The organism is Chitinophaga sp. OAE865 (assembly GCF_040546735.1).
Taxonomy (GTDB): Bacteria; Bacteroidota; Bacteroidia; order Chitinophagales; family Chitinophagaceae; genus Chitinophaga; species Chitinophaga polysaccharea_A.
This window is the reverse complement of the sequence record NZ_JBEPOF010000001.1, coordinates 861,096-886,003: the sequence shown is the minus strand read 5'-3', so window position 1 is coordinate 886,003 and position 24,908 is coordinate 861,096. Positions and strand designations below refer to the sequence as shown.

General features: G+C 47.1%; 17 protein-coding genes. 14 read left to right on the top strand and 3 right to left on the bottom strand.

The genetic code is table 11. The features are described 5' to 3' along the window. The first annotated feature begins 73 nt into the window (after positions 1–73). The 6 genes from thiC to thiH are packed head-to-tail and all read left to right on the top strand — an operon-like array spanning position 74 to position 5,935. Positions 74–1,930: a phosphomethylpyrimidine synthase ThiC gene (thiC, locus tag ABIE50_RS03760; RefSeq protein ID WP_209855677.1), complete on the top strand. Its 1,857-nt coding sequence runs from the start codon at positions 74–76 to the stop codon at positions 1,928–1,930. Between the two features lie 36 nt (positions 1,931–1,966). After that, a complete protein-coding gene (locus ABIE50_RS03755; protein WP_209855680.1) occupies positions 1,967–2,656 on the top strand; it encodes a thiamine phosphate synthase in 690 nt (229 codons plus the stop codon). Continuing rightward, on the top strand, positions 2,632–3,384 hold the full coding sequence (locus ABIE50_RS03750; protein WP_209855683.1) for a hydroxymethylpyrimidine/phosphomethylpyrimidine kinase: 753 nt from the start codon (positions 2,632–2,634) through the stop codon (positions 3,382–3,384). Before ABIE50_RS03755 ends, ABIE50_RS03750 begins: the two co-directional genes overlap by 25 nt. Next, the gene (locus ABIE50_RS03745) at positions 3,381–4,013 is read left to right on the top strand and encodes a thiamine phosphate synthase (protein ID WP_209855686.1); all 633 of its coding nucleotides are present in this window, start codon (positions 3,381–3,383) and stop codon (positions 4,011–4,013) included. Before ABIE50_RS03750 ends, ABIE50_RS03745 begins: the two co-directional genes overlap by 4 nt. After that, positions 4,001–4,774, top strand: coding sequence for a thiazole synthase (locus ABIE50_RS03740; protein ID WP_209855688.1), 774 nt, complete (start codon positions 4,001–4,003; stop codon positions 4,772–4,774). Before ABIE50_RS03745 ends, ABIE50_RS03740 begins: the two co-directional genes overlap by 13 nt. A gap of 30 nt (positions 4,775–4,804) precedes the next feature. Next, positions 4,805–5,935 carry a 2-iminoacetate synthase ThiH gene (gene thiH, locus ABIE50_RS03735; RefSeq protein ID WP_209855690.1) on the top strand — a complete coding sequence of 377 codons (1,131 nt, stop codon included), beginning with the start codon at positions 4,805–4,807 and terminating at the stop codon, positions 5,933–5,935. 401 nt (positions 5,936–6,336) lie between these two features. Here thiH and ABIE50_RS03730 read toward each other — a convergent pair whose 3' ends face one another. Further along, positions 6,337–6,792, bottom strand: a complete 456-nt coding sequence (locus ABIE50_RS03730; protein ID WP_209855692.1) for a ferritin-like domain-containing protein — start codon at positions 6,790–6,792, stop codon at positions 6,337–6,339. Positions 6,793–7,051: 259 nt separating this feature from the next. Between ABIE50_RS03730 and ABIE50_RS03725 the strand changes: the two genes are divergently transcribed. From ABIE50_RS03725 to ABIE50_RS03690, 8 genes are all read left to right on the top strand, one after another. After that, complete coding sequence (locus ABIE50_RS03725) at positions 7,052–7,204, top strand: lmo0937 family membrane protein (protein WP_142684433.1); 153 nt, start codon at positions 7,052–7,054, stop codon at positions 7,202–7,204. A 271-nt stretch (positions 7,205–7,475) separates the two neighbouring features. Then, positions 7,476–8,621: an esterase-like activity of phytase family protein gene (locus ABIE50_RS03720; RefSeq protein ID WP_209855695.1), complete on the top strand. Its 1,146-nt coding sequence runs from the start codon at positions 7,476–7,478 to the stop codon at positions 8,619–8,621. Positions 8,622–8,665: 44 nt separating this feature from the next. Then, the gene (locus ABIE50_RS03715; protein ID WP_209855698.1) at positions 8,666–9,109 is read left to right on the top strand and encodes a copper resistance protein NlpE; all 444 of its coding nucleotides are present in this window, start codon (positions 8,666–8,668) and stop codon (positions 9,107–9,109) included. Between the two features lie 192 nt (positions 9,110–9,301). Beyond that, entirely contained in the window at positions 9,302–10,903 is a 1,602-nt protein-coding gene (gene susR / locus ABIE50_RS03710; protein WP_354027862.1) for a SusR family glycan utilization regulator, read from the top strand. Positions 10,904–11,295: 392 nt separating this feature from the next. Beyond that, on the top strand, positions 11,296–14,247 hold the full coding sequence (locus ABIE50_RS03705) for a SusC/RagA family TonB-linked outer membrane protein (protein WP_209855713.1): 2,952 nt from the start codon (positions 11,296–11,298) through the stop codon (positions 14,245–14,247). 23 nt (positions 14,248–14,270) lie between these two features. Further along, the gene (locus ABIE50_RS03700; RefSeq protein ID WP_209855726.1) at positions 14,271–15,809 is read left to right on the top strand and encodes a RagB/SusD family nutrient uptake outer membrane protein; all 1,539 of its coding nucleotides are present in this window, start codon (positions 14,271–14,273) and stop codon (positions 15,807–15,809) included. Between the two features lie 140 nt (positions 15,810–15,949). Then, positions 15,950–18,409 carry a glycoside hydrolase family 31 protein gene (locus ABIE50_RS03695; RefSeq protein WP_209855728.1) on the top strand — a complete coding sequence of 820 codons (2,460 nt, stop codon included), beginning with the start codon at positions 15,950–15,952 and terminating at the stop codon, positions 18,407–18,409. Between the two features lie 310 nt (positions 18,410–18,719). Then, entirely contained in the window at positions 18,720–20,201 is a 1,482-nt protein-coding gene (locus tag ABIE50_RS03690) for an FAD-binding oxidoreductase (RefSeq protein WP_209855732.1), read from the top strand. 15 nt (positions 20,202–20,216) lie between these two features. Here ABIE50_RS03690 and ABIE50_RS03685 read toward each other — a convergent pair whose 3' ends face one another. Both ABIE50_RS03685 and ABIE50_RS03680 read right to left on the bottom strand, forming a co-directional pair. After that, the gene (locus tag ABIE50_RS03685) at positions 20,217–23,390 is read right to left on the bottom strand and encodes an error-prone DNA polymerase (RefSeq protein WP_209855735.1); all 3,174 of its coding nucleotides are present in this window, start codon (positions 23,388–23,390) and stop codon (positions 20,217–20,219) included. Positions 23,391–23,404: 14 nt separating this feature from the next. Beyond that, positions 23,405–24,907: a Y-family DNA polymerase gene (locus ABIE50_RS03680; RefSeq protein WP_209855739.1), complete on the bottom strand. Its 1,503-nt coding sequence runs from the start codon at positions 24,905–24,907 to the stop codon at positions 23,405–23,407. Position 24,908: the final 1 nt, after the last annotated feature.

Below are 24,908 nucleotides of genomic sequence, written 5' to 3'. Positions count from 1 at the left end.
TTATTTTTCGTATAGTCTTTTCCGTAATACAACATTACGGACAGGTATTTCTATCTCTAAAAAACCAGACATCATGCATAATCAACCTGTGGCGCTCAGCCGCACACCATTTCCTGCCTCGCAGAAAATATATGTAAACGGAACCATCCACCCTGTAAAGGTAGCCATGCGGCAAATAACGCTTACGGATACACGTATTCATGGAAAAGCAGGTGAGGCTGTTCCTAACAACCCGGTAGTAGTATATGATACCAGCGGCGCTTTCTCCGATCCGGATATCCATATAGATGTTAGCACCGGCATTCCCCGCATCCGCGAAACATGGATCAGCGGCCGTAAAGATGTGGAACAACTCCCCGAATATTCCAGCCCGTTTGTAAGGGAACTGATGAAGGATGGCGGTAAAATGCCATTGATGAGCCACACCAATAAACCCCTGCGCGCCAAGGCAGGGCAGAATGTAACCCAGTTATATTATGCACAACAAGGTATTATCACACCGGAAATGGAGTACATCGCCATCCGGGAAAACCAGTTGGCCGACCAGCTGTTTGAACAAAACAATGCCCTCTGGCATCAGCATAAAGGCCAGAGCTTCGGCGCCAATACTCCCGTGAAATTTATTACGCCTGAATTTGTGCGCCAGGAAATTGCCGCCGGCAGGGCCATTATTCCCTCCAATATCAACCACCCGGAAAGTGAACCAATGATCATTGGCCGCAACTTTCTTGTGAAAATAAATGCCAATATCGGCAACTCCGCTGTAACGTCCAGTATAGAAGAAGAAGTGGAAAAAGCAGTATGGGCCTGCCGCTGGGGCGCAGACACTATTATGGACCTGAGCACCGGCAAAAATATCCATGAAACCAGGGAGTGGATCATCCGCAACTCACCTGTGCCTATTGGTACTGTACCTATTTACCAGGCATTAGAAAAAGTGAATGGAAAAGCGGAAGCCCTCACCTGGGAAATTTTCCGCGATACACTTATAGAACAGGCCGAACAGGGCGTTGACTATTTCACCATCCACGCCGGCGTATTGCTCAGGTATATACCATTAACAGCTAAACGCGTAACCGGTATTGTATCCCGTGGGGGTTCCATCATGGCTAAATGGTGCCTGGCGCATCATAAAGAAAATTTCCTGTATACACATTTCGAAGAAATTTGTGAGATCATGAAAGCCTATGATGTTTCTTTTTCCCTGGGAGATGGATTACGCCCCGGCAGCATTGCCGATGCCAACGACGCCGCCCAGTTTGCAGAACTTGAAACACTCGGGGAACTTACCAAAATTGCCTGGAAGCATTCTGTACAAGTGATGATTGAAGGCCCCGGACATGTGCCTATGCACCTTATCAAAGCCAATATGGACAAGCAACTGGAGCATTGCCATGAAGCGCCTTTTTATACGCTGGGCCCCTTAACTACCGACATAGCACCTGGTTATGATCATATCACCTCAGGTATTGGCGCCGCTATGATAGGCTGGTTTGGCTGCGCCATGCTATGCTACGTAACACCTAAAGAACACCTGGGATTACCAAATAAAGAAGATGTAAGGCAAGGCGTGATCACCTACAAAATTGCCGCCCATGCTGCGGATCTGGCCAAAGGCCACCCCGGCGCACAACACAGGGATAACGCCCTTAGCAAGGCTCGCTTTGAATTCCGCTGGGAAGACCAGTTCAACCTGGCTCTCGATCCTGAAACGGCCCGCTCATACCACGACGAAACCTTGCCGGCAGACGGCGCCAAAATAGCGCACTTCTGCTCTATGTGCGGACCCAACTTCTGCTCTATGAAGATCACGCAGGAAGTACGTGACTTTGCCGCGCAGAAAGGACTGGAAGAGGAAGACGCCATGAGCGCCGGCATGAAAGAAAAAGCGGCGGCCTTTGCAGAACAGGGAGGAGAGATCTATTTGTAATACTTCCCGTTGAAATTTCATAAGAAAATTAATGCCTTGATCTGGATAATCACATCACCTGAACGTATATACGAAGAAGCGTCTGTCGTTAGCGCGTTGCTGGCGGCAGGCGCCTCACGTGTACTGTTAAGGAAACCCGGATGGTCCACCCAACAGTATGCCGGCTTATTGGAGGCGATCCCTTCTGAATATTACAACCGGCTGCTGATCAGGGATGAGCCACTGCTTGCTTCCAGGTATAAACTTGCTGGTGTGCATTGGAGCGGGGCTGCCCGCCGGCTGATGCAGCCCTTTATTTCCGGTGGCGATGCAATGTTAACAGAAAGGGAAAATACAGGCACCGGGAAAGCGGTTCCTGCTACCGGCCCGGGGAAGCAACAGCACTGGTATACATCTCCTGAAAATTTTAAAGAAAACAGCACAGGTATACATTCCATAGAAGAGCTAACGTTAACGGACATACGCTTCAAAACATTATTGCTGAGCCCTGTATTCAACAGTATCTCCAAACCTGGCTATCATGGCCGGCTGGAAGGAGTGCTCCCGAAAAAAGACAACCGGCAGGTGCTTGCTTTAGGCGGTGTGGATCATACTAATGTACACTTATTAAAAAACCGGCAGTTTGATGGCGCAGCGTTGCTCGGAGCTGTCTGGAAAGCACCGGCGCAGGCCGTGGAAAATTACTGCCGTATACAACAAATATGGAACAGGAACGACCTAATGTAATGAGCTTTTCCGGCCTGGATCCCAGCGGTGGTGCGGGTTTACTGGCAGATATCAAAACATTTGAACAACACATGGTAAACGGAATGGGTGTTTGCACAGCCATCACGGTTCAGACACCGGAGCAGTTTATATCGGTAGAGTGGCTACCGGTTACGCATATACTGGCCCAGGCAAAACCATTGCTGTGCAACAACCGCCTGCAATACTGCAAGATCGGGATCATGCCGGATATACAGTCGCTGCTTGAACTGGTACGACAGATAAAACAATTATGCCCTGGCATCCGCATCATTGTGGATCCGGTACTGAAAGCATCTGCAGGCTTCTCTTTTCATAGCAGTATTCATCAGCAGGCCTGGAAAGAATTGCTCTCCGAAATATACCTGCTAACGCCGAACTACGACGAGGCGCTGTTGCTGTCAGGCCTTACAGACGGAGAAGCGGCAGCCCGGCAATTGTCTGCAGGATGTGCAGTGTTACTAAAAGGAGGCCACCATAAGAGCAAGCCGGGTTATGATATACTTTATACCGGCGATGTGATCCACACCCTTGCACCGGTACTGAAGGAAGTATTCCCCAAGCATGGCTCCGGTTGTGTACTATCTGCCGCTATTACTGCAGGTCTGGCAAAGGGGGTATCATTGCCTGAAGCATGCGCTAACGGCAAAGCATATACGGAAAAATTACTGGCCAGTCATTCATCATTAACAGGATATCATCACATATGATCAGCAACTTACATTACATATCACAACCATCACATACAGATAATATACAGGCAGCCTGTGATGCAGGCTGTAAATGGATTCAGCTCCGTATTAAAAACGAAACACCGGATAAAGTAATGCCGGTGGCAGAAGCCGCAAAAAAAATCTGCGACCGTTACCAGGCCGCACTTATCATCAATGATTATCCGCAGGTGGCAGTGGCGGTAGAAGCGGCGGGCGTACACGTAGGGAAACTGGATATGACGGTAGCTGCCGCCCGTGCTATTACCGGCAGCAATATGATTGTTGGCGGTACCGCCAATACTCTTGCAGATATCCTGCAGCATGAGCAGGACGGCGCCAGTTATGTAGGCGTAGGTCCGTACAGGTTTACCACTACCAAGCAAAACTTAAGCCCCATACTGGGACTTAGTGGGTACCAGTCTATATTACAGTCCCTGAAAGAAAAACATATATCCATTCCCGTTATCGCCATTGGCGGTATTATGCCGGAAGATATTGCCGGGCTGATGGAAACCGGCATTCACGGTATCGCAGTCAGCGGAGTGATTACACATGCAACGGATAAACAGGCCGTTGTTAATCTCATTCACCAACAGTTAAAACAATTATCCACATGGAGCCATTAGTTATTGCCGGACGGGAATTTCATTCCCGTTTATTCACCGGTACCGGGAAATTTTCTTCCCCTGAGATGATGGAAAACGCGCTGCTGGCCTCTGGCAGCGAGCTGGTTACCGTAGCGCTGAAGCGGATAGACATGGATAATAAAGCAGATAATATGCTGCGTCATCTGTCGCATTCAAGGATACATCTGCTTCCCAATACATCCGGTGTGCGCACCGCCAAAGAAGCGGTATACGCTGCAGAACTGGCCCGTGAAGCCCTGGAAACCAACTGGATCAAACTGGAAATCCATCCGGATCCCCGGTACCTGATGCCCGATCCGGTAGAAACTTTAATGGCGGCGGAAGAACTGGTAAAACTGGGATTTGTGGTGCTTCCCTATGTGCACGCGGATCCCGTGCTCTGTAAGCGGCTGGAAGATATAGGCACTGCTGCCGTAATGCCTCTTGGTGCGCCTATCGGGAGTAACAAGGGATTGAAGACCTTCGACTTCCTGGAGATCATTATTGCACAAAGCAACATACCAGTGATAGTGGATGCAGGCATTGGCAGTCCTTCCCAGGCCGCCCAGGCCATGGAAATGGGCGCAGCAGCGGTATTGGTAAATACCGCCATTGCCATTGCCCGGAACCCCATACAAATGGCTGCTGCTTTTAAGGCAGGAGTAGAGGCGGGGCGTATGGCGTATGAAGCCGGCCTGCCCGCCAGCAGTCAACATGCGGTGGCATCCAGCCCGCTGATCGCATTCCTGGATGAAGCCTGACCTATTTAATCATTTTATTAAACCTTCCTTATGTTTAAAAGCATATTTGATCAGTATGAATGGAATGAGGTAAAAGCCGGTATTTATGCTAAAACAGCCAGGGATGTAGAACAGGCCCTGCATAACCAGCGCCGTTCCCTGGACGATTTCGCAGCGCTGATTTCCCCGGCAGCAGCGCCTTATCTGGGGCAGATGGCTGCTATCAGTAACGTGCTTACCCGGCAGCGGTTTGGGAATACGATGCAACTTTACATCCCCATGTATCTCTCTAATGAATGCCAGAATATATGCACCTATTGCGGCTTCAGTCTTGATAATAAGATCCGGCGCAAAACCCTCAGTCCCGCGGAAATATTACTGGAAACGGCTGCCATCAAGGCGATGGGTTTCGAGCACGTGTTGCTGGTAACAGGGGAGGCCCATCAGCTGGTAAGTACCGACTATTTCAAAAAGACCTTGCAGCTGCTCCGGCCACATTTTGCCAATATATCGATGGAGGTACAGCCGATGGATGAACAGGATTACCGCGAACTGGCAGAACTGGGGCTGCATGCGGTATTGGTGTACCAGGAAACGTATCACCGGGACGACTATAAAAAGCACCATCCCAGGGGGCGTAAATCCAACTTTGACTACCGGCTGGATACCCCCGACCGGCTGGGACGTGCGGGTATTCATAAAATGGGGCTGGGAGTGCTGATAGGGCTGGAAGACTGGCGTACAGACAGTTTCTTTACAGCGCTGCACCTGGCCTACCTGGAAAAAAAATACTGGGCAACGAGGTATAGCATTTCCTTTCCCCGGCTGCGGCCATTCTCCGGTGGACTAACGCCCAAAGTGGTGATGAGTGACCGGGAGCTGGTACAGCTTATCTGCGCCTACCGATTATTTAACCAGGAAGTTGAGCTGAGTTTATCTACCCGGGAAGAAGAACAGTTCAGGAACAATGTTGTACACCTGGGAATTACAGCCATGAGCGCAGCCTCTAAAACCAATCCCGGTGGGTATACCGTAGATCCGCAGTCGCTGGAGCAATTTGAAATATCCGATGACAGAAGCGCAGCAGACGTGGCTGGAATGCTGAAGGAACAGGGCTTTGAGCCGGTTTGGAAAGACTGGGATGCTTCTTTTTCAGGGGAAATAAAAAAGGTGGTTGGTTAGGCCACCTGATAGTTATTGTTGTTTTTCATGGGGAGGTTAAAAGTAATACAAGAGATACTTCTCTCAATCCTGTCAAAAATAATATAGATCTTTTAATTGCAGAAGGATCAGGACAAACTGAACAAAATGAACAGGCATGTTCCCGTTGAACAAAACAGTTGCTTATATGGTCTTTTTAAGGCCCTGAAGTAACCGGATTTGCTACATCCATTATATAAAAAGGGCTGCTTCAAACGATGAGGAAGCAGCCCTGTACCGAAAATCCCGTAGTTGCCATATTACTTATCAATATAAGTATGATTGGAATTTCATGAATTCAAAAATAATATGGCCATCCTGAACAACCGCTTAATGTGTTGATTTGAACAAAAAGAACAGGCCGTTACCGTCTGCACAGAGTATTACTGGCTCACCACATCGCGGTAGCTTTTAATAGTGTCATGCGCTTCCTTGAGATTTGCCTGTTGATTACCAATGATTTCTCTCATGCTGTAGGGCATGGCCACGTCCATGCTCAGGGCATCTGAATAGGCCCGCTGCACAGCGTCTTCCCCATATTCACAGGAAGAGAAAAGAGAATACCTGTCTGTACCCGTAAAAGTGGTTTTTATGGCCATCCAGGTACGGTATAACTTTCCGCTGATAGTAGTATCTGTTTCTTCACTTGCCCCCTGTGCCCTTAGCAGCAGGTTTAATTCTGCTACATATTTCAAGCTGTCATTGATCATATGTTGAAACAGCGCTTTCACATCTGCATCATCACTTGCGTCTTGTGCCTGCTTATATCCTTCTATCCGGTCATTATTGATTTTTACGAGATCGCTTAAAAGTGTGACTAACTTTTCCTCTTGTAGCATGATCAAAAATTTATGGTTAAAAAAAATAGTCGTATGAGATATATCTATTTTATTTTCAAAAATGTGTCCATACTTCAAAATCCTTTGTCATAAAGTGTTTCCGGAAGGAGAGCCTGCTATTTCCCGTCCTTTTTTTTCTCGGATGGTGGAGAAGGTTCCACAACAAAGCGTTGTCTGCAACGAAAAACAGCTGTATATAAAGACATTATTTTATTGGCATAAATTTTCTAGTATAAAAACTGAATCAAATCCTTAAGACATGAACAGCCTTCTTTATTTAATTGCCGTAATTCTCATTATAGGATGGATACTTGGATTCTTTGTTTATTCAGCAGGTGGTTTAATACATGCCTTGCTTGTGCTGGCTATTATTGCTATCCTTGTAAATATAATCAGAGGCAGGGCCTTATAGGATTACGCTGCAACTCATTATTCCCTGTTTAACCGGCTATAAGTCTTTGGTTGAACAGGGAATTTTTTATTTATCACATCTCTCTTTACTGCATTAAAATATTTTACGCAGGTATTGCCCGTTGTTTCTTTGTTTATAAAATCTTAAGTACACTATACATAGTTGGTCAGATGGAAAAAGGCTGGTTCTCCTGGTCCGTCTTCCCGTACATATAACAGATCCTTCATGCAAGGCGGTCATCTGAATGCAGGAGATTTCCTAACTTGCTCTCATGAAAAAACACCTGCTTTTCCTGGTCCTGCCTATGCTGGCGGGCTTCTTCAGTTGTTCATCCACCCGGAAGGCTGGTACTGATGCCGGTGGCATTGGCCGGTTAAAATTTATCGGCGAATATATCGTCCCACATAACTTTCCTTTCAATGGAACCATTACCGGCGGTTTATCTGGTATAGACTATGATGCCACAGCAGGGCAGTATTATCTTATTTGCGACGACCGCTCTGCACTGAGCCCTGCACGTTTTTATACAGCCCGGCTTTATTTCTCCGATCAATCGTTCGACAGTGTGAAATTTACTGCCGTAACCACTTTACTGCAGACGGGTGGACAACCTTATCCCGATACCAAAACCAATCCACGGCTTACTCCTGATCCGGAAGCCATGCGTTACAACGCCCAAAAACGACTGCTGGTATGGAGCAGTGAAGGGGAACGCATTGTAACTGAGAAAGATACCATTCTTACCAATCCCGGTATTTATGAGATCAGTATGAAAGGACAATACATCGACTCATTTGCACTGCCGCCCCAGTTCAGGATGCAGGCTACTGATAACGGGCCACGGCGAAACGGCGTATTTGAAGGCCTGGGATTTACGCCAGGGTACAAATACCTGTATGTAAGCCAGGAAGAACCCCGTTATGAAGACGGACCAAGAGCAGAGCCAGGGCAGGGCGCTTATACCCGTATCCTCAAATTTGATAACAATACACTGCAGCCGGTAGCGCAATATGCGTATAAACTGGAGCCTGTAGCATATCCTGCAATTCCGGAAAATGCGTTTAAAGTGAATGGTATTTCGGATATCCTGGTATTGGGAGATAATAAATTATTAACTATTGAAAGATCCTTTTCCAGTGGTGTAAGGGATTGTACTATCAAGGTATATATCACGGACCTTCATAATGCCACTGATATAAGCAATATTAATTCCCTGCAGACAGATACCCGTTTTAAAGCGGCTACCAAAACTTTGTTGCTGGACTTCGTAAGCCTGGGAAAATATATAGATAACATTGAAGGCGTTACTTTCGGCCCTGTATTGCCTAACGGGCACCGGAGCCTGATATTTGTTGCGGATAATAATTTTTCTGAGAAAGAAGAAAACCAGTTTTTCCTCTTCGAGGTCATCCCCTAAAAAACAATAACGGGCATCTGTTGTTATGATCATTAAACTGCTCTATGAAATACTTGCCATTATTGTTACTGCCTGTAGTCTTTGCTGCCTGCCAGAGTTCCGGTACAACAGCCGGCCAGTCGGATAATACAGCAGTGAATCCCGCTTCAGACACCGCAACAACGGTTACCTATTCAGGCACCCTGCCATGTGCAGACTGTGAAGGTATTGTAACAGAACTTACGCTGCAAAGGCTGCCGGAGAACCATTTCATCCTGAAAGAAACCTACCAGGGGAAAAACCAGACATTTCCCAGCGAAGGCACTTACACAATTGTGCACGGAACCCCGGCTGATCCCGGAGCTACTGTGATCCATCTGAATCCTGATAAAGACAGAAACCTTCAACGTTATTACCAGCAGGTAAATGATAACGAATTGCTATTGCTGGATGCCGATCAGAAAACTATACAAAGCGGGCATAATTATACCCTGAAAAAGGTGCTTTAGTATTAAAAGAGGATAAAAGAAGTAAGAAGGCCACCCCGGAAGTAGTGGTCCGTCCGGTTTATATAAGGCTTCTTATTATTTAAGCGATTCCCCAAGCCTTCATTTTACTTTTTAGTCAGCTCCCGGGTATTATATCAAAAAAGTCGCTTAAATTTAGCGGTGACCTGTGACCTTTTATCATTCTGACTTATTATGAATCGCATTCCGGGCTATCTGATTTTATGCTTACTCTTTTCTATAAATGCCTATGGTAAAGCACCGGCCGACAGCCTGCTGAAGGAACTGAACAGGACGATGGCAAAATCGGCTGTTTATGATTCCATCAAACTCCATGGAATTGACAGTATAAAAAGCACCCGGCAGGCGGCAGGCAATGATATTGCACAGCAATATCTTATCTGCAGGCAACTTTACACCGCCTACAAGGTATTCAACTTCGATTCTGCATTTACATATGCCCGGCAGTTGCAGGTGCTGGCGGAGCAGTTGCACGACCCGGTATTGATAGCAGATGCGCGGGTCAAGCTGGGATATGTTTTATTGTCGTCAGGCATGTTTACCGAAACACTCGCCTTTATTAATACCATTGATCCTGCCGGAGCGCCGGATAGTATCCGGGTTGAATTTTTCCTGATGAAGAGCCGCCTGTATTTTGACCTGGCTGATTATAACCAGGATAAATATTATACCCCCGCTTATATTAAACAGGCCAGCATATATGTTGATTCCGCGCTTCACCTGATGGCGCCCAGTTCATTTGAGTATAAGTATAACAAAGGATTACAGTTATTCAAACTGGGGGATATCCCGGGCGCCCTGGCCATTTTCCCCAACCTGGACCAGCCGGGACTTTCAGGGCGGCAACTGGCTATATCGGCCTGTACCCTGGGCTCCATATATGATGCCGCCGGTAACAAGGATACCGCCATTTGCCTGATGATCAGATCCGCGATTGCGGATATCCTGACCTCCACGAAAGAAACCATGGCCGCCTACAGCCTGGCTACCCTGCTTTTTGAAAAGGGCGATGTAAAGAACGCCTCCCATTGTATTGAAAGGGCTATTTCGGAAGCCGTGTTTTATGGCGCCCGGCAAAGAAAAGTAATGGTAAGTAGTATTTTACCCATTATTGAGCATGAACGGATCAATACAGCAGAAGAAAGAACCAGGTCCTTACTCATTTATGCCGCTATTGTTACCCTGTTGCTGGTGGCATTGGTAATATTAGCCATCACTGTATTCCGGCAGGTACAAAAACTCAAAACCGCACAACGCATTATTACCGCAGCTAACCTGAAGCAGCAGGAAATCAACAGCCAATTGCTGGAGGCCAATAAAATTAAGGAGGAGTATGTAGGTTATTGCTTTAATATTAATGCTACCTACATTGGAAAAATAGAGAAGCTGAAACAGAACCTTGAACAGAAGTTAACCGACAATAAACCGGCAGAACTGAGGTTTCTTGTAAATAATATTAACATCCGCCAGGAAAGGGACGAACTTTTCACCAATTTCGACCGGGTCTTCCTTAAAATATTCCCACACTTCGTGGCAGAGTTTAATGCACTTTTTGATAAAGAAAACCAGGTAGTGCTGAAAGAAAACGAACTGTTGAATACTGACATCCGGATTTTTGCGCTGATCCGGATCGGTATCAGTGATAATGAAAAAATTGCCCGCATACTTGAGTATTCAGTAAATACTATTTACGCCTATAAAACCCGGATCAAAAAGCGCGCACGGATCCCCAGTGAAGAGTTCGAAGCGCATATTATGAACATTAGAGCCCTGTAAAAACGCTGAAAACCGTCTCATACTATTAATATGTTAAATATTTATATACTAACATAACCGGCTGATAATCAATATTATTTAGCAGATAATTTTGGATTATTCGCCTTTATTTTCTATATTTTGACTGTAAAACTTGTTGCCCTGCTGATTCATTTTTTACTTTGGATCAGTAGAATGATAATACCAAAACTCTAAATTCTAACTGGAGAACTAAAAACCACTAAAAGAAGACAGAACGACCAGGGTCGGTTCAAAAAACAAAGATTATCCACGTTGACAAAACTGCCGGGCATACCCGGCAAGCAACACCTTATTTTCCGTTCACAAAAAATTTAATGAAAAACATTTAATCCACGGAAGCAGTATACACGACTGCCCAAAAAATCCACTTTATGTTTAAAACAAGATCCATCAAGCATCTTTTTTTGTGCACATTGCTTTTGGCAATACAAGGTATTGCCGCCGCGCAGAATAAGACCATTACCGGTAAGATCACAGACAAGAACGGGGTGGCTATCCCGGGCGCCACTATTCAGATAAAAGGCACTAAAAGCGGTACCTCTGCTGATGCTGAGGGCGCTTTTAAAGTATCCGTGCCTCCGGAAGCTACCGCGCTGATCGTCAGTTTCATCGGGTATACCGCCCAGGAAGTGAGCATTACCGGCAAAACAAGTGTAAACGTACAACTGGCTCAGGAAAATACAACCCTTACGGATGTAGTGGTAGTAGGTTATGGTACTTCCCGTAAAAAGGACATTACCGGCGCTATTGCCCAGGTGAAAGCCGCCGATTTCAATAAGGGTATCACCTCCGCCCCCGATCAGCTGATCCAGGGTAAGGTATCAGGCTTAATGATATTAAATAACAACGGCGCTCCCGGCGCCTCGGCTACAGTAAGGATCAGGGGCGTATCTTCTGTTCGCACCGGCAACCAGCCACTGTATGTGGTGGATGGAGTTCCGCTGGATGGCCGCGTGGCACGCCCTTCCCTGAACCTCACAGGATTAGGACAAACACCGGACGCTAACCCGCTTAACTTTATCAACAGTAACGATATTGCTACCATGGAAGTATTGAAAGACGCTTCCGCCACCGCCATTTATGGTTCCCGCGGCTCAAACGGCGTAATCATTATCAATACCAAAAAAGGAACAGCCGGTCCTACCGTGGTAGATGTTAACTACTCCGTAGGCATGAGCAACATAATGAGGAAACTTGATGTATTGAATGGAGATGAATACCGTGCTGCCTTGAAGGAATACAACCTCACCGGCGATGGCGGCGGTAACTCCGATGGACTTGGCTCCATTCTCAGAACCGGCGTTACCCAGAACGTACAGGTGGCTATGAGCGGTGGTAATGAAACCAGCCGCTACAGGGCCTCCTTCGGTATGCAGGACCAACAGGGTATTGTGAAGAAAACTGGCATGAAGAAATATACCGCTTCCCTCAGTGGACAGAATAAATTCCTGGAAAGCAAACAACTGGGTATCGATTACGGCATTATGGCGGCGCAAACCAGTGAACAACTGGCTCCCATTTCCAATAACGCCGGTTTCACCGGAAGCCTGATCGGTCAGGCCCTGCAATGGAACCCAACAGTTCCATTAACCAAACCCGACGGCTCATTGAACATCCTCGCTAAAAACCAGGCGATCAATCCAATGAACATGTCGGAAGGATACAACGATAAAGCTAACATCAGCTATATACTTGCCAGCATCTCTCCTTATTTCAAATTCAACGACAACTGGGAATACCGCATGATGTACAGCGTAAATCACCAGGTAGGACAAAGAAGGGCATCCCTGGATTCCTCTATTAACATCGACCAGGTATTAGGCGTAGGTATAGCTGCCTACAACACCGCTGAGCTGACTACGCAGTTATTCAACAACACATTAAATTATACCAAGGAATTTTCCGGTGGCTGGAACCTGAATGCCATGGTGGGTTATGAATACCAGAAGTTCGCATACTCCGGCGTGGGCATCGGCGCCAAAGGTTTTCCCACTAATGCCGTAGATTATACAGACATCTTCCAGACTCCTACACAGGTAAATACCAATATCAACTCTTTCCGTAACCCAAGTTCTGAGCTGCAGTCGTTCTTCGGCAGGGTAACAGTAAACGCAAAAGACAAATATCTCCTTACGGCCACTATGAGAGCAGATGGCTCCAGTAAATTTGGTGCAAACAACCGTTATGGATACTTCCCTTCCTTTGCCGCCAAATGGAATGTTTCCAGTGAAGAGTTCATGAAAGGCGGCAATCTTTTCAGTAACCTCGCATTGAGAGCTGGTTATGGTATTACCGGTAACCAGGAATTTCCTGCCGGCGCCGCACAAGCCCAGTATTTCCTTGCTTCCGGTGGTAAAGCCAGCCTGATCAACGTACCTAACCCCGACCTGAAATGGGAAGAATCCAAACAACTGAACGTCGGATTGGACTTCGGATTCCTCAAAGGCCGGTTAAGCGGTACTGTGGATTACTTCCTGAAAAACACCACCAACCTGTTGTTCAGCTTCCCTGCCATCCAACCGGCCCCGGCCTCCAGCTACTGGATCAACTTACCGGGTAAGGTAATGAATACCGGCGTGGAACTGTCTGTAAGAGGCGATATCATCCAATCGAAAAACTGGTTGTGGAACCTGGGCGTAAACGCTACCTGGCTGAAAAATGAAATGTCGGGTTATTCCGGCCCTACTGTTAATACAGGTTCTATCGACGGACAAGGCGTATCCGGTGTAACTTCACAGCGCCTGGCCAACGGCTACCCGCTGAACACTTTCTATCTCCGCAGATTTGAAGGTTTTGATGATAAAGGGATGAGTGTGTATTCAGATAATGGAAACACCCTTTATTATATGACCAACCCTAATCCGAAAGTATTACTGGGTGTCAACACATCAGTAGCCTATAAAAAATGGAGCCTTGCAGCCAGCTCACATGGCGCCTTCGGCTTCCAGGTATATAACAACACCGCCAACACTGTATTACCCATTGGTAACCTGGGCTCCAGGAATATTGCCAAAGCCCTGGTAGGTAACGGAGAAGCCCAAACGAATTCGCCTGCTGCTTCTTCCCGTTATCTTGAAAACGGTAACTTCCTTAAACTGGATAACCTCACCATCGCCTACAACCTGGGCCCGGTAGGAAAAGTGTTCAGAGCTGCCACCGTATCAGTGACCGGCCAGAACCTCTTCGTTATTACAAAATATACAGGATTTGATCCGGAAGTAAATACAGATAAAAACATTAATGGCGTAAGCTCCTTCGGTATTGAATACTCTCCGTATCCAACTGCCAGGACCTTTATGCTCGGTGTACAGTTTACCTTATAATCTACTTCTTAAAAAAGATCACAATGACGACTCGACATATCATTAAAACAGCAATAGTAGTAGCCTGCACCGTTGGTTTTACGGCCTGCAGCCTGAATGAAGACCTTGGGAGTAACCTGAACCAGGAACAGGCCGACTCACTTATCAAAGCATCCCAATTGCTGGGAACCGCTTATGATAACCTGCAGAATGCCTACCAGGACTTCTCCCAAACGTGGGGCATGTGTGAAATAAGTACAGATGAAGCCGTAGGCCCCACCCGCGGCGGCGACTGGGACGACAACGGCGTTTGGCGCGCCCTGCACCAACATCAATGGACCCCGGACCACTCACATATCCAAAACACTTTCAGTGCACTGCTGCTGGAACAGTTCAGTGCCACCAACGTATTGAATTTCCATCCTACGCCCAGGCAGGAAGCAGAAGCACGTTTCTTGCGCGCCTTCTCCATGTATGCGGTGATTGACCTTTACGGCCAGGTGCCTTACCGTGAACCAGGCGAGAACCTGCTGAAACCACCTAAAGTATTTAAGGCAGCAGACGGACTGGATTTCATTATATCAGAACTGAATGCCATCCTGCCCAATCTGCCAGACAGGGTTACTGCCAAAGACGCTTTTGTGGCAAGTAAGGATGCAGCACGCTTCCTGCTGATGAAAATATACCTGAACAAAGGCGCCTTCCTGAACAGGAAAGCACCCACCTTTGATGCAGCAGATATGCAAAAGGTGATCACACTGGCAGATGAACTGACCGCCAGCGGCTATACTATTACAACTAACTACTTTGACAATTTCGCAAAGGACAACGATGCGAAATCCAAAGAAAATATCTTTACCCAACAGAATGGCCCGGGTATCAGCAATATCCGTAACGGCAATAACGTATACTGCCGCTGGATGTGTACCCTGCACTACAGCCAGAACCCAAGCGGATGGAACGGGTTTACCACTTTGTCTGATTTCTATGATTCATTTGAAGCAACAGATACCCGCAGAGGTGGCGACTATCCGGGTGTAACCAATGTTTCTGGTTTAAAAGTAGGCTTCCTGATTGGTCAGCAATACAACCAGAACGGAGAAAAGATCCTCGACAGGAGCAAGCGCCCACTCATTTTTACCCGTGAAGTAGAGCTCAGGGCTACCGGCGACCAGGTGGAAATGTCTGGTATCAGGGTGGTAAAATATCCGCCTGATATGGGTTCCAGCGGAAGTGAAGCAACCAACGACTTTGTATTTTTCCGCTACGCGGATGCATTGCTCATGAAAGCGGAGGCCCTTATCAGAACCGGTAATGCTCCCGCAGCACTTCTGATAGTAAATGATCTTCGTGTTAAACGCGGCGCTACTCCACTGTTAACAATGGATCTCACCAAAATGCTGGCAGAAAGAGGTCGTGAGTTGTATTGGGAAGGCTGGAGAAGACAAGACCTGATCCGCTTTGGTAAATACCTGGATGCATGGCAGCTGAAAAGCGCCAGCGATCCGAAATACCTGCTGTTCCCGATTCCCACCAGCGATCTTGCTGTAAATCCAAACCTGGTACAAAACCCGGGTTACTGATAATTATTCTTTTGTTGCGGGCAGGGTTTAACCAGTCCTGCCCCGCAGCAAAACCCTCTCCCTGTTGATATCTGTATCTGCTCCGCATTACACTGCTAATGCGACAGGGGAGTTCTTTGCGTAGCCAATCAATCTTTCTTATGTATACAAAAGCTCTGCTAAGGCGCTCAGGATGGCTGTTAATGCTTTCCTGCCTGACTGCCCAGGCACAAAACCAGGTAAAAAAGATCGGTAAAGTAAACACGGTCAGCATCTCAGGGCAACAAGTAAAAATCAGTGCAGAAAATGCCTTCGCGGAAATCACTGTATATAGCCCCTCTGTAATTCGTGTAAGAATGGATCAGCACCCGCTTACCGCAGATTTTTCTTACGCGGTGACAGCAAAACCTGCTACCACCCGCCTACAATCTACACAAAACAACAACGAAATCAATATAATCACCGATTCCCTGCAACTACGCATCTCCAAAAATCCTTTTGCCCTTCATTTTCTTACCCCTTCGGGAGAAGTAATTAATGAAGATGAAGAAGGATTAACCACCTCATGGATCGGCGATGAAGTAACCACCTACAAAAAGATGCAGGATGGAGAACGGTTTATTGGTCTTGGTGAAAAAACCGGTAACCTCGATCGTAAAGGTGAAGCCTATACGAACTGGAACTCGGATAAATTTGGCTATGCCACCAACCAGGACCCGATTTATGCCACCATCCCTTTTTATGTGGGTATACATCACCATCTTAATTACGGTATTTTCTTCGATAATACCTTCCAGAGCGACTTTAACTTCGGCGCCAGCAACAACCGCTTTTCTTCTTTCGGCGCCAGGGGAGGAGAAATGAATTATTATTTCATTTATCATCCGCAAATGGCGGATATCATTACTTCCTATACTTCACTCACCGGCCGCATGCCTATGCCTCCATTATGGAGCCTTGGCTACCAGCAGAACCGGTACAGCTATTATCCCGACACTGAAGTATTGCGGATAGCACAAACCCTGCGGGAGAAAAAGATCCCATCAGATGGCATTACACTCGATATCCACTACATGGATGCCTACAAACTGTTCACCTGGAACAAAGACCGCTTCCCTAATCCGCAACAGCTAACAAAGCAGCTCGGTGACATGGGCTTTAAAATGACGGTGATCGTAGACCCCGGAATAAAAGTAGAAGAAGGGTATGCAGCTTACGAAAGCGGGAAGAAAGAAAACATCTTCATAAAATACAATGACGGAAAAAACTATACCGGCCAGGTATGGCCCGGCTGGTGCCACTTCCCTGACTTTACCAGTGTAAAAGGCCGCAGCTGGTGGAAAGGACAAATAAAATCATACCTGCAGGATGGGGTACGTGGTATATGGAATGATATGAATGAAATAGCAACCTGGGGGCAGAAAATGCCCAATAATGTGATCTTTGATTATGAAGGACACCCCGTAACACACCAGCAGGCACACAATGTATACGGCCTGGAAATGGTGCGCGCCAGTTATGAAGGCGCCAGGGAAGAATTAAAGAAACGCCCGTTCCTGTTAACCAGGGCGGCTTATGCAGGCTCTCAACGTTACAGCGCCATCTGGACCGGCGATAACAGGGCCGAAGAAGACCATATGCTGCTGGGTGTCCGTTTATTGAACAGCCTGGGTATCAGCGGTATGCCTTTCTCCGGTATGGACATTGGCGGCTTTACCGGGAACCCCACCGTGAGCCTGTATGCCCGCTGGATGCAGATAGGAGCATTCATTCCGTATTACCGTAATCATACAGGTGTAAATACCAAATCGTCGGAACCATGGGCCTACGGGGAAGAAGTACTGGAAATTTCCCGCAATTACATTAACCTGCGTTACCGTTTGCTGCCTTATCTATACAGTTCCATGTATGAAGCTACCCGTACAGGTATGCCCGTTATGCGCACCCTGGCGCTCACCCATACTTTCGACAACAACGTTTATGACACGCGTTTCCAGAACCAATATGGCTACGGAAATGCCTTTATGATAGCGCCTTTTGAGAGTACAAAGGAATTTGGTTCGATTTATTTCCCCGAAGGGAAATGGTACAACCTTTATAATGACAGCACTACCACAGGTAAACAAACGGTGATTACGGCCCTGGACATAAAAACGCTGCCGGTATATGTAAAAGAAAGCAGCATTATTCCTATGCAATCATTAATACAGAATACTTCTGAAAAGCCAGCAGATACACTTTTTCTGCACATCTACAAAGGAGATCAGCAAAATTCCTTTGTTTATTATGAAGATGACGGGGAAAGTTTTGATAATGAGAAAGGAGTGTATTATCAGCGGAAGATCAGCTATCATCCTGCCGATAAAAAAATCATCCTGGAGAAAGCTGATGGCAGTTATGTTTCCCGGTTTCATCACATTAAATTATTACTCCACGGATTTGATGGCCAAAAACGTGTATCCGTCAACGGTAGTATGGTACCATTAGCATCAACCGGTTATTCTTTCCTTTCACCTATATCACGTTTTGATCCGCAAGGATCCTCGATTCCCGCAGAAAGTTGCACAGTTCAACAGGCAACCTTTGATAACGGTAATCAGCTAATTAACGTGGATTTGTAATAATAGGAACGGCCTCCTGGATTTTCCAGGGGGTCTTTTTTTCATTTGAAATGAAACCGGCAGAAGAATTGGGCGATACCAGCGGCGCGCTGACCCAAAGTGCCTGGTTATACCATTCCCCACAGCAGTCGTCGGGCCATGTATGTGGCTTTGGAAGATGCCGTTGCAATGGCGTACAATGATCACCATCTCCTATAATAGCTACCTCTCCCCTGGAAGAAAAATCAGTGTTTCTTTTTACCGGAATTTTTTAACTGTTATATTTGAGATGTCCTGATCCCTGTCTTCACGATCATCTTAAACCTTCATTATGAACATTGATATCATTACTCCTGCAGATGCCCGATATGAAGAGTGGAACAACCGTGGTGCTAACCTGAGATGGAAGGGCCATCCTTCCGGAATTATTCCTGTAAGTACTACAGAAGAACTGAAAGAAGCCCTGCAATATGCAGTGGACAATGATAAGCGTGTAGTGGTTCGGGGTGGCGGCCACTGCCTTGAAAATTTTGTAGTGGATCCGGCTGTTGAGATAGTGATTGATATTTCCCCGATAAAAGGCATACGCTATGATGAAGAAATGAACGCGATTGAAGTAACCGCAGGCTCAACAGTAGGAGAAGTACTCGAAACACTGGACCGCCAGTGGGGAACCCTGTTGCCTGCCGGGCAGCATCCGGCTATTGGTATAGGCGGACATATATCCGGAGGTGCTTTTGGGTTTCTCCACCGCCAGCATGGGCTGGCAGCAGATTATTTGTATGCAGTGGAAATACTTTGGGTGAACAATGAGCGACAGGTAGAGAAAGTAATTGCCACAAGAGAAGAGGATGATCCGAACCGCGAGCTTTGGTGGGCGCATACTGGTGGAGGTACCGGCAACTTCGGAATTGTGACCCGGTACTGGTTTCGCGCTGCCGGTGTGCAGGAGCGCGATCCTTCGCTGTTATTGCCTAAATCGCCGGAAGTACTGGAAACAATGGAAATGGAGTGGGACTGGAAGCAGATAGATGAACGGGTATTCAAACAACTGCTCGACAATTTCGGGGAATGGAGTAAAACGCATAGCGGTGCAGACACAGAAGCGGGCAACCTGTTTGCGACACTATACCTGCTTAACAAAGTAACCGGTAAAATTATGCTGAAAGCCGTACTATCTGATTGCCCGGAAGAAATAACAGAAGAATTTGCGGCTACGATCTCCGCTAATCTTGGTATAACTGGCAGGGCCATACGAAAACCCATGCGCTGGCTGGAATTTGCATTACAGCCGTTTCCGGATATTTTTGTAGAACAGCGGGCGGCCTTTAAGGTTAAGGATGCATTGTTGCGGACGCCTTATACACCGGCACAAACGGGAATTATATACCGTTATCTGACAACACATAATGATGTACCCGGAGGCGCTGTAGGCCTGGCTACTTTCGGTGGCAAAATGAATGCGGTAACAACAGATGCTACAGCATTTCCTCAACGGGATTCCATTATGGCTACCGCCTGTAATGCAGGGTGGATGGATCCGGCTGATGAAGCAAAATCGTTGGCATGGGCACGGGGGGTATACCAGGAACTGTTTGCCGAAACAAGTGGATTGCCTGTACCGGGCGGACAGGCAGGCGGATGCCTGATTGCCCATCCTGACGCGGATCTGGCCGATGGGCAATTCAATAAATCAGGGATGCCGTGGCATGTATTCTATTACCAGGATAATTACAAACGGCTGCAACGCGTAAAGGGGAAATGGGATCCGCTCGGGATATTCCGGCATGCGTTGAGTGTGGAGGGAGCGTAATAGGCCATACAAATTTTACTTGAAATTTCTTGCTTCAGAAAAGAGCGTTGCTGCTATTTCATCTGTTTTTGAAGGTGGTTGCATTGCCATGCCAGTTGCTTTGGAAGGCAATAGCTGGCGCAGGAATTTAGACAGATCGTAGCAGCACGTTACAATAACATGAACCACTTCTCCTTCCCGTTGCAGCGTGCCTTCCACCATCAGGAGCCTGGCCTGCAGGATTTCCTTGCGATACCTGGTGAACTGCTGTTGAAACACCACCAGGTTACTGCAGCCTGTTTCATCCTCGATAGTAATAAAGCAAACACCTTTTGCAGTACCGGGTCTTTGGCGAACCAGCACAAGGCCAGCTATCTTTACAGCCATGCCATTCCCTACGCCTTCCAGCTCTTTTGCAGAGAGGATATGCAACAATTGTAATTTTTCTCTTATAAAGCTTACGGGGTGCGCTTTTAAAGATAAGGAAGTAGTACTGTAATCCTGCACTACATGTTCTGAAACAGACATTTCAGGTAGCTGTACCGGGGCTTCTACAGCGCTTTCAGATGGTTGGCCAGTGAAAATACCAATAGGACGGTCATGAAGTGCTGAAACCTCCCAGAGGGCTTTACGGCGATCAAGCCCCATAGACCGGAAAGCGTCTGCATCCGCCAGTTTTTCCAGGGTGATGAGGCTAACCCCTGCTTCTCTCAATGCATGGATGGTGGTGTAGCCGGTATTGCGGCAGGCTATAAGTTGCTCTACATCTTCCTGTCTGATTCCTTTTATGTGGCGAAAGCCAAGGCGCAGGGGGCAATAATCGCCAGTTTTTTCTTCCAGTGTATTATCCCAGAGGGAAAGATTTATATCTACCGGTTTTACATCTACTCCATGTTTCCTTGCATCAGTAACAATTTGTGCAGGTTGGTAAAAACCCATTGGTAAACTGTTAAGCAACGCGCAGGCAAAAACATCGGGGTAGTGACATTTGAGCCAGCTGGAAACGTATACCAGCAAGGCAAAACTGGCAGCATGACTTTCAGGAAAACCATAGCTGCCAAAACCTTCCAGCTGTTTAAAAACACGCTGGGCGAATTCCGCCTCATATCCTTTGGCCACCATACCGTTTACCAATTTATCACGAAGCCGGCTTACCTGGCCAGGCGCTTTGAAGGTGGCCATACTTCTGCGGAGCTCATCGGCTTCAGCAGGAGAGAACCCGGCAGCAACGATGGCTATCTGCATAGCCTGTTCCTGGAACAATGGGACGCCCAATGTTCTTTTTAAAATTTCCTCCAGCTCCGGAGAAGGATAATCCGGTTTCTCTTCCTCATTACGGCGTCGGAGATAAGGATGCACCATATCTCCCTGGATAGGCCCGGGGCGTACAATAGCTACTTCAATGACCAGGTCGTAAAACTTTTTAGGCTTTAACCGTGGCAGCATGGATTGCTGCGCACGGCTTTCGATCTGGAATACACCAATGGTGTCTGCATGGCCTATCATTTCATATACCTTCTCATCATCTTCCGGGACAGTTGCCAAGGTAAGGGGATGATCATGATGTTTTTCTGCCAAATCAAAAGCTTTGCGGATACAGGTAAGCATTCCCAATGCCAGCACATCTATCTTAAGAAATCCAAGTACATCAATATCATCTTTATTCCATTCAATACAGGTCCTGTTTTCCATTCGCGCATTCAGAATAGGGCACAGGTTGGAGAGCGCTCCCTTTGTAATAACAAATCCACCGGTATGCTGACCCAGCTGACGGGGAAACCCGATAAACTGCCGTGTGAGCTCCAGCATTTTCTGAAGGTGCGGATCACGTGGGTCAAATCCCTGTTCAGACAAAGCTTCCGCGTCCGGCTCATCTGTAAACTCCCATACTGAACCGGAAAGACGGCTAATGGTGTCTACAGATAATCCCATTGCTTTACCTACATCACGGATAGCGCCTTTCTGCCGTTGCTGGGTAACGGTAGCCACAATAGCAGCACGGTCGCGGCCATACTTTTCGTAGATATATTGAATCACTTCCTCACGCCGCTCATGTTCAAAATCCACATCAATATCGGGTGGTTCATTCCGGGCTGAGGAAATAAAACGTTCAAAGAGCAAATCAATTTTTGTAGGGTTTACTGCCGTAATACCCAGGCAATAACATACGGTGGAATTTGCTGCTGAGCCCCGGCCCTGGCAAAGGATTCTCTGCTGCCGGGCAAATCGTACAATATCATATACGGTTAAGAAATAAGAGGCGTAATTCATCTCTTCTATGAACGAAAGTTCATGAATAATAGCCTTGCTGATTTTTTCGGGGATATCATCCCCGAAGTATTCCCTGGCTCCCTGCCATGCCAAATGAGTAAGTTCCTCCTGCGGGGTACGGCCATCGCTGGTGATTTCTTCGGGGTAAATATATTTAAGTGAATCAAGTGAAAACCGGCAACTCTCTGCTATCTCTGTTGTACGTAAAATGGCATCAGGATATTGCCGGAAGAGCCGTATCATTTCCTGCTGAGGCTTTAAATATCTTTCAGCGTTTTCATGCAACCGGTAACCTGCTGTATAAATGGTGCATTTTTCTCTTATGCATGTTACAATATCCTGCAGCTGCCGGCGCTCAGGGATATGATAATGCACATCGCCTGTAGCCACTAAAGGAATGTTATACTTTGAGCATAACTGTGACAGGCGATATAATTTTTTAAAATCATCTCCCTGGTAAGAGCGGGTTGCTGAGATATACAGATCTGTTCCCAACGCCTCCTTATATTCTTTCATGGCCCCGATAAAAGAAATATCGAATTCAAACCGTTCATCCAGCGTAGTGGGGGGTAGAGCAATAAATTTCATTCCGGCAGCATGCTCAAATACATCTGCTTTATACAAATAGCACAAACCTTTTTCTGCTCTCAGGTTGCCTTTGGTAAGTAACGTGGAAAGGCGCCCATACGCCTGCGCATCTGTAGGATAGGCCAGTAATGATGGTCCATCCAGCAGATCCAACCTGCATGCAGGTATAATACGTATACCCCTCATCTTTGCTGCAGCGTGGGCACGGACAATACCCGCCAGACTATTTCGGTCGGTGATGGCTATTTCCTTGTAACCCAGTATTGCAGCCTGTTCCACCAATTCTTCCGGATGTGAAGCACCTCTTAAAAAGCTGAAGTTAGTGGTAATCTGCAATTCCGTATAACTCATATCTCCTCATTTTCTCACGCAAAAAAACCATGTATAAACCAGGTATAAGATTTATGCCCGGTATAATGCCCCAGTCTGAAGAGCCAGTAACGGTTGCCCGCTTCATCTTCCACTACATAATAATCCCGGTGCTGCCCTTCCCGTAACCACCATTCGCTTTCAATCCGCTCAGGCCCGTCTGCTTTCTTCACTGTATGCACTTTGTTTTTATAACGGAAATGCATAGGCGGATAGTCAGGTATGGGCGCCGCTACTTCTATAGGTTCGGGCTCAGGAAGCAGCTGAATAGGGCGGGGGCGGCCTGTTTTCCATAAAGCTGTTGTTTTTTCGCTAAGACTGTTCACTGGTTTAACAGACCATTCCGGCCAGTGATGTTCAGCAGGCAGGTAGCGGTGAACTGTTCCTTTACCGGTTTTACTCTCTAACCGGTCGATCAGTTCAGCAATGTTTACATCTTCCAGTCCTCCTGCAGCATTCCAGAATGTTTCCTGTAACGGGCGCACATCTTCCACTACAGGAGCTTCGAGGATAAACAGTTCAATCCCAAGATCCGGTTTAATCGCTGCTATACTGAGTTCAAACAGCCTGAACAGGTGGTTCACATTATGTGATGGATGTCCTGTACCGATGTCCAATTGTTCAACACCACCATCTATTTTATAGCATTTAAACAGCGCGCGACGTAGCCCTTTTTCTTCCTGGCAAAGTCGCCGGCAAAGGGTTTCCAATAATCGGCCAAGCGCTATTTCAATACCTGTACGGGTAACAATAGGTTCCAGGCATGGCAGTCGCTCCTGGTAAGGTTCAACCGGCAGCAAGGGCTGAATCACTTCATTTTCCAGTCCTGTAAACTGATCAAGACGCATCAGTAGCTCCTGGCCAAAGCGGCGGCGCAGTACGGCACGAGGCATTCCTGCAAAACTTCCTGCCTGGCGTAGCCCTAATTTTATCAATCGTTCACAGATGCCTGGCTCCAGTCGCAATGCAGCGGGAGGCATTTCCATTAATACTGAAGATTGTTCTCCGGCAGGTACTATTGCAGGTATTGACCCAAACCGGGCTACAGCCCATGCGGCTCCTATGGTATCGGCCATTCCGGCACGTACCTGGTACCCGATGCGAGTAAGCCTGCTCACTATATCTTCCATGTATAACTGTTCGCCACCCCAGAGATGTGCGCAGCCTGTAACATCCAGTATAAGCCCATCGGGAAGATCTGTTGCCGCTACAGGTGTAAAACGGATAGCCCACTCCCCGAGAGCATTCAGGATACGGCCTGATTGTCCTGGCTTATCATCAATTACCTGCAGGCTGCCTATGAGTGCCCGGGCATCTGCCACCGCCATTCCTTTGGTAATCCCCTGTGCCTGGGCAGTCATACTGGCTGCTGTAACAATCATGCGCCCATGATCGGGCAGGGCCAACACAAAAGGCTGATCCCTCAAAGCCGGCCGGCAACGGATTAACCAGTCCGTCATCAGGTGGGGGAACCATATAGAGATAAAGCGCCTCGACATA